This is a genomic window from Agromyces sp. NPDC056965 (assembly GCF_042673425.1).
Lineage (GTDB): Bacteria > Actinomycetota > Actinomycetes > Actinomycetales > Microbacteriaceae > Agromyces.
The window spans coordinates 1-5594 of sequence record NZ_JBHURI010000139.1 but is presented as its reverse complement, the minus strand read 5'-3'; the positions used below and the strand labels follow the sequence as shown (position 1 = coordinate 5594).

6 protein-coding genes are annotated in these 5594 nt (G+C 69.9%); 4 read left to right on the top strand and 2 right to left on the bottom strand.

The window, feature by feature from the left end; translation table 11 throughout:
• Positions 1–46: 46 nt before the first annotated feature.
• Entirely contained in the window at positions 47–1339 is a 1293-nt protein-coding gene (locus ACFTQE_RS19790; protein ID WP_376926677.1) for an ABC transporter substrate-binding protein, read from the bottom strand.
• A gap of 211 nt (positions 1340–1550) precedes the next feature.
• Between ACFTQE_RS19790 and ACFTQE_RS19785 the strand changes: the two genes are divergently transcribed.
• The 4 genes from ACFTQE_RS19785 to ACFTQE_RS19770 all read left to right on the top strand — a co-directional run bounded on the left by ACFTQE_RS19785 (position 1551) and on the right by ACFTQE_RS19770 (position 4513).
• Positions 1551–2582, top strand: a complete 1032-nt coding sequence (locus ACFTQE_RS19785; protein ID WP_376926676.1) for a LacI family DNA-binding transcriptional regulator — start codon at positions 1551–1553, stop codon at positions 2580–2582.
• A 68-nt stretch (positions 2583–2650) separates the two neighbouring features.
• Positions 2651–3586, top strand: a complete 936-nt coding sequence (locus ACFTQE_RS19780; RefSeq protein WP_376926675.1) for a RimK family alpha-L-glutamate ligase — start codon at positions 2651–2653, stop codon at positions 3584–3586.
• 58 nt (positions 3587–3644) lie between these two features.
• Positions 3645–4307: an ArsR/SmtB family transcription factor gene (locus tag ACFTQE_RS19775; RefSeq protein WP_376926674.1), complete on the top strand. Its 663-nt coding sequence runs from the start codon at positions 3645–3647 to the stop codon at positions 4305–4307.
• On the top strand, positions 4304–4513 hold the full coding sequence (locus ACFTQE_RS19770) for a hypothetical protein (RefSeq protein ID WP_376926673.1): 210 nt from the start codon (positions 4304–4306) through the stop codon (positions 4511–4513). The genes ACFTQE_RS19775 and ACFTQE_RS19770 overlap by 4 nt, the downstream gene beginning before the upstream one ends.
• Before the next feature lie 62 nt (positions 4514–4575).
• Here ACFTQE_RS19770 and ACFTQE_RS19765 read toward each other — a convergent pair whose 3' ends face one another.
• Positions 4576–5436, bottom strand: coding sequence for an SGNH/GDSL hydrolase family protein (locus tag ACFTQE_RS19765; RefSeq protein ID WP_376926672.1), 861 nt, complete (start codon positions 5434–5436; stop codon positions 4576–4578).
• Between the last annotated feature and the right edge of the window lie 158 nt (positions 5437–5594).

Sequence of the window (5594 nt, the reverse complement as noted above, 5' to 3'; positions counted from 1 at the left end):
CAGGCCCGCCATCCGTCGGTTCGCGGCGGATGCCGCGTCCCGTGCTCTACTCGGAGACCGAGAGGCCCTGCGCTTCGAGCGCGTCGACCGTCTTCTGCTGGGTGTTCGCGAGCGCTTCGGCGATGGTGCCGGTACCGGCCCACGCCCCGCTCAGTCCGTCGTCGAGGAACCCGACCGTCTCGGGCATGTTCGGGCCCCAGACCCAGCCCTCTGCGACGTGCTCCGAGGACTCGGTGAAGACCTCGTAGATGTTCTGTCCGCCGAAGTAGTCGTCACCCTCGCTGAGCACGGGGAGCGAGAGCAGTTCGGTGGCGGCCGGGTAGAAGCCGGCGGACTCGACGAGCGCCGAGAAGGTGTCGGGGTCGGTGCTCATGAAGTGCGCGAAGTCCCACGCGGCTTCGGGGTTGTCGCAGCCCTTCAGCACCGCGGTGCCGGAGCCGCCGACGTTGCCGGTGACCTCGTCGCCGGCGTTCCACTGCGGCATGGGCGCGACGGCCCACTTGCCCGCACCGTCGGGCGCGCTGCCCTTGAGGATGCCGGCGATCCAGACGGCGCCGACGTGCGTGGCGATGCTGCCGTCACCGAGCCCCGTGTACCAGGACTGGTCCCACATGGGAGCCGGGCTCAGCAGGCCCTCGTCGACCATGCCCTGCCAGTACGAGGCGACCTCCTCGCCCTCGGGCGAGTCGATCGAGACGTTCCACGAGTCGCCCTCGACACCGAACCACGGCGCCTGCGCCTGCCAGTCGAACCCGGCGTAGTCGTAGTTGAGGTACGTCGCCGAGATGTACTTCGACGGGTCGGCCGCGTGGATCTGCTGCGCGGCGGCCTTGTACTCGTCCCACGTGGTCGGCACGGCGAGGCCGAGCGAGTCGAAGACCTCGGTGTTGTAGAACAGGGCCATCGGCCCCTGGTCGACCGGCACGCCGTAGACGGCGTCGCCGACGCTCATCGCCGCCCACGTGGCTGCGCTGAAGTCGCCCTCGTCGGCGGCGGCGACCTCGGACACGTCTTCGAGCGCGCCCTGCGCGGCGAAGCTCGTGAGGGTCTCGTAGCCGACCTGGCCGAGGCACGGCGCATTGCCGGCGGTCACGGCGTTGAGCATCTTCTCGTAGCCGCCCTTGGCGCCGGGGGCCACCTCTTCGTAGTTGACCTTCACCTCGTCCTGCGAGGCGTTGTACGCCGAGACGGCGTCGGCGTAGCCCGGGGCCCAGCCCCAGAAGTCGATCTCGACGGGGCCGTCGGCGCTCGCGCCGCCACCGCTCGAGCAGGCCGTGAGCGCGAGGCCCACCGCGACGGCTCCGGCCAGACCGGCCGAGCGAAGTGCTGTCTTCTTCACTGAATCTCCCTTGAATGTGAATGCAGAGGTGCTGGCCGAGGGGCCGTCGACGGACAGCATTACACAGATTGTTACCGATCTCAACAGCACAATGCCCAACGGCACCACGGAACTCGCGACATCCCCGACGAGGACGTGTCGACCCGGTATGATCGGTAACATCACCGCGGATGGAGGGTCCATGCCGCACTGACGCCCCGATGGAGCGACTATGAGCAGCACACCGAGATCCTTCGCCGGTCGGGCCCCCGACATGGCCGATGTCGCCGCACTCGCGGGCGTCTCGAAGCAGACCGTCTCCCGGGCCCTCAGCAACCACCCGAACGTCACCGCTCGCACCCGGGCGAAGGTCGAACAGGCGGTCGCCCAGCTCGGCTACCGGCGCAACGCGGCGGCGAGCATGCTCTCGTCCGGGCGCAGCCGCACGATCGGCGTCGTGAGCATGCCGACCCTCAACTACTCGAGTGCCGTGATCAGCTACGGCATGGAGCGCGCAGCACGCACGGCCGGCTACGCCGTGAGCATGGCGACCACGACCTCCCTCTCCCCCGAGTCCATCGCCGAGGCGATGTCGCGCCTCGCCGAACAGGCCGTCGAGGGCATCGTGCTCGTCGTGCCCCTGCTCGTCGGCAGCGACGCGACCGAGGAGATCAGCCGCCGCATCCCGACCGTGACCATCGACGGATCGAGGTCGGAATCGACCCAGGTGGTCGCCGTCGACCAGACCTCCGTGGGGCGCATCGCGACCGAGCACCTGCTGTCGCTCGGGCACGAGACGGCCTGGCACCTGGCCGGGCCCGGCGAGTGGGTCGAAGCCGGCGAACGCGAGGCCGGATGGCGCGCAGCGCTCGCGGCGGCGGGCCGCGATGCGCCCCCGATCCTGCGAGGCGACTGGTCGCCGGAGTCGGGATACCAGGCGGGCCTGCTCCTCGCCCGCATGCCCGAGGTGACGGCGATCTTCGCCTCGAGCGACGAGATGGCCTTCGGGGTCATCCGGGCGCTGCACGAACACGGTCGACGCGTGCCTGACGACGTCTCGGTCATCGGGGTCGACGACATCGCGCTCGCCGCCTACTGCAGCCCGGCACTCACGACCGTGGCCCAGCCGTTCGAGGAGATCGGGCGACTCGCGGTCGACCACCTCATCGAGGTCATCACCGACCCAGACTCGACGCCCGAGCAGACGACCGTCGCCGCGACGCTCGTCGTGCGCGGCAGCACGGCGGCGCCCTCGCCGGCCTGAGATCCCGTCAGGCGACGCCGAACAGGTCTCCTGACGAGCCCGCGCCACCCGTGCTATGGCCTGGCGCCATGACCGGCATCGACCCGGCACCCGAGGCGCGGCAGCTGCGCGTCGCCGTACTCCGCTGCGAGCGGCTCCCCCGCTTCGTGACGTGGGAGATCCCCGACGTGGAGTCGCTGTTCGACGACGATCACCGGCTCGTCGACGCACTCGCCGAGCGAGGCGTCTCGGCCGAGCCCGTGGCGTGGAGCGCCGCGCAGGTCGACTGGAGCGCGTACGACGCCGTCGTGCTGCGGAGCACCTGGGACTACGTCGACCACCTGCCGCAGTTCCTCGAGGTGATCGCCGCCGTCGAACGGTCGGGTGCGCAGCTGCTCAATTCCGAGCGGCCCGTGCGATGGAACTCCGACAAGCGCTACCTCGACGACCTCGATCGACTCGGGGTTCCCATCGTGCCGCTCGTGCGCGGAACTCCGGCCTCCGGAGCTCGGCTCGGCGCGGAGGTCGCCGCCGCCGGCTGGGACGAACTCGTACTGAAGCCCGCGGTCGGCGTGGGCGGTGCGGGCGTCGTGCGCACGACTGCCGCAACCCTCGGGCATGCCCTCGACACGCTCCCACCCGCGACCGAGGTCATGGTGCAGCCGTTCGCCGCGGAGATCCTCGACGAGGGCGAGCTCTCCTTCATCTTCATCGGCGGCGCACTGAGCCACACCCTTCGCAAGCGGCCGGCGACGGGCGACTTCCGCGCGCACGGGATCTACGGCGGCACCGTCGAGACGATCGCCGTCGACCAGTCAGACGCGACGACTGTGCAGTCGATGCTCGCGCGTCTCCCCTTCGAGCTGCTGTACGCCCGCGTCGACGTCGTCCGCTTCGAGGGCAGGCTCTCGGTGCTCGAGCTGGAACTCATCGAACCGATGCTCTACCTCGGCCTCGCGCCGGGCAGCGCCGCCCGGTTCGCCGACGCCACGATCGCGTGGCTCGAGCAGGCTCGACGAGACTGAACGAACGACTTGCAAAGAAATCCTTGCAAAGATTTCTTTGCAGCGATATCTTTGCAACATGGCATCCAAGAACCCCCCCGACATCACGGCACAGCCGAGCAGCAGTCGACACCCCGGCATCGATCACGTGCTGCCGTCGGCGAGCCTCAAGTCCCTCGCGCATCCACTGCGCGTTCGTATCTACGACGAACTCTCCGCCCACGGCCCGCTGACCGCGAGCGGCCTCGGTGAACGGCTCGGCGAGTCGAGCGGCTCGACGAGCTACCACCTGCGGCAGCTCGAGCGCGCGGGCCTCGTGCGCGAGGACACCACGAAGGGCAAGGGTCGGGAGCGGTGGTGGGAACGCACGCCGGGTTCGATCGCGATCCCCGACGCCCGGTCGCTGCCGCCGGGCAGCGCCGACCGACTCGCCGTCAAGCTCGTCGAAGACGAGTGGTTCCGCACGAGGGAACAGAACATGCGGGACTTCCTCGCAGAGGGCGAGGCGGCGTTCGGGCCCGAGTGGCTCGACATCGCGACCTCCGACACCATCAACGTGCGCCTCACTCCCGATCAGCTGCATGCACTCGTCACCGACATCGACCTCGTGCTCAAGCGATACATCGACGCCTACAAGCGCACGCCATCGGCGGGGTCCCGACCGGTGCAGATCCACATCAACGCCTTCCCGCTCGTACGCGGGGAACCGACCGCCGACACTTCTCCGAAGGAGGAACGATGACCACCCTTCTCTCCCCCGACGCCCGACTCCTCTCCGGATGGGCGGTGCGCAGCGGACTCGGCCTCGCGAGCTGGGGCCTGCGGCGCGAGGCACGGCGCAACGACCGCGACCGGCTGCTGCGGCGCATCGAAGCACGAGCGGCCGCAGAGGCAGCGCTCGCCGAGCGCGACGCGCTCCACCGCAGCGCGGGCTTCCTGCCGCTCTGACGTCAGACGGCCGCCCCTGACAGCCACCTCCTGACGGCCACCTCCTGACGGCCCACCGGTCGTCAGCGGCTGAACACCCGGTCCTGCGCGAGAGCCCGCCCGTAACCCAGCAGGTTGCCGAGCGCGTTCGGGTGGAAGTTCGCCGGGGCGAGCAGATTCGCCTGATCGAAGGCGATGAACGGCACCCGGGAGCCGATGCCGTGGCCGGCGAACTCATCGGTCGCATCGACGTAGCTGACGCGCGGATCACCGGTGGCGGCGACGGCGCCCTGGATCACGGCGTTCAATCCGTCGGTCGCGGTGTTGACCAGATCGCCGAGGGGCGCGACGCCCGGTTCGAACAGGCGCGGGTAGTTGAGCACTGCGACGCGGGCCTGGGGCAGGGTCGCGGCGATGGTCGCATAGAGCGTGGCGAGCTTCGGACCGAGCTCCGCGAGCTTGGCCGTACTGGTCGCGATCGCCGTCTTGCACGGGTCGACGGTCGGATCCGGGTTCGCCGCGCATGCGGCGAAGACGTCGTTGGAACCGACATCGATCGCGCCGACCGTCAGGGTGACGAGCGCAGTCGACCCCCCGACTCCGGCCAGCTGCGCGGTCGTGTCCGCGACGGTGGCCCCGGAGCAGGCCCGGTTCTCGGTCAACCGATAGACACTGAGCGCTGCCGCGATCGTCGGGTAGCCGGCGTAGCGGCTCTGCATGCACGCGCCCGGGCGGTAGGGCGGCGCACCCTGTCCGGCCGTGAACGAGTCGCCGAGCGCCACGTAGCTCCGCATCGTCCAGAACGAGGAATGGACCGCTGTCGGGGTGCCGACCGAGACGACCGCACCCTGCGGGGATGCCGCGGGGAGCGCCGCTGCCGGCGATGCCGCGACGCCCGCGACCAGGCCGAAGGCGAGCAGCGAGAGGGCGCCGAGGCGCGACATGAATCGACGTTGATCATGAGATTTTCTCAGCATGGGGGTGAAGGTACTCCCCGCCGATCACCGCGACAAGCCCTCGGCCAGGGGGCATTCGCACCGCGAGTTCGCGCCGGAACGACGGATGCCCCGCCCGAACGAATCGGGCGGGGCATCCGCTGTAC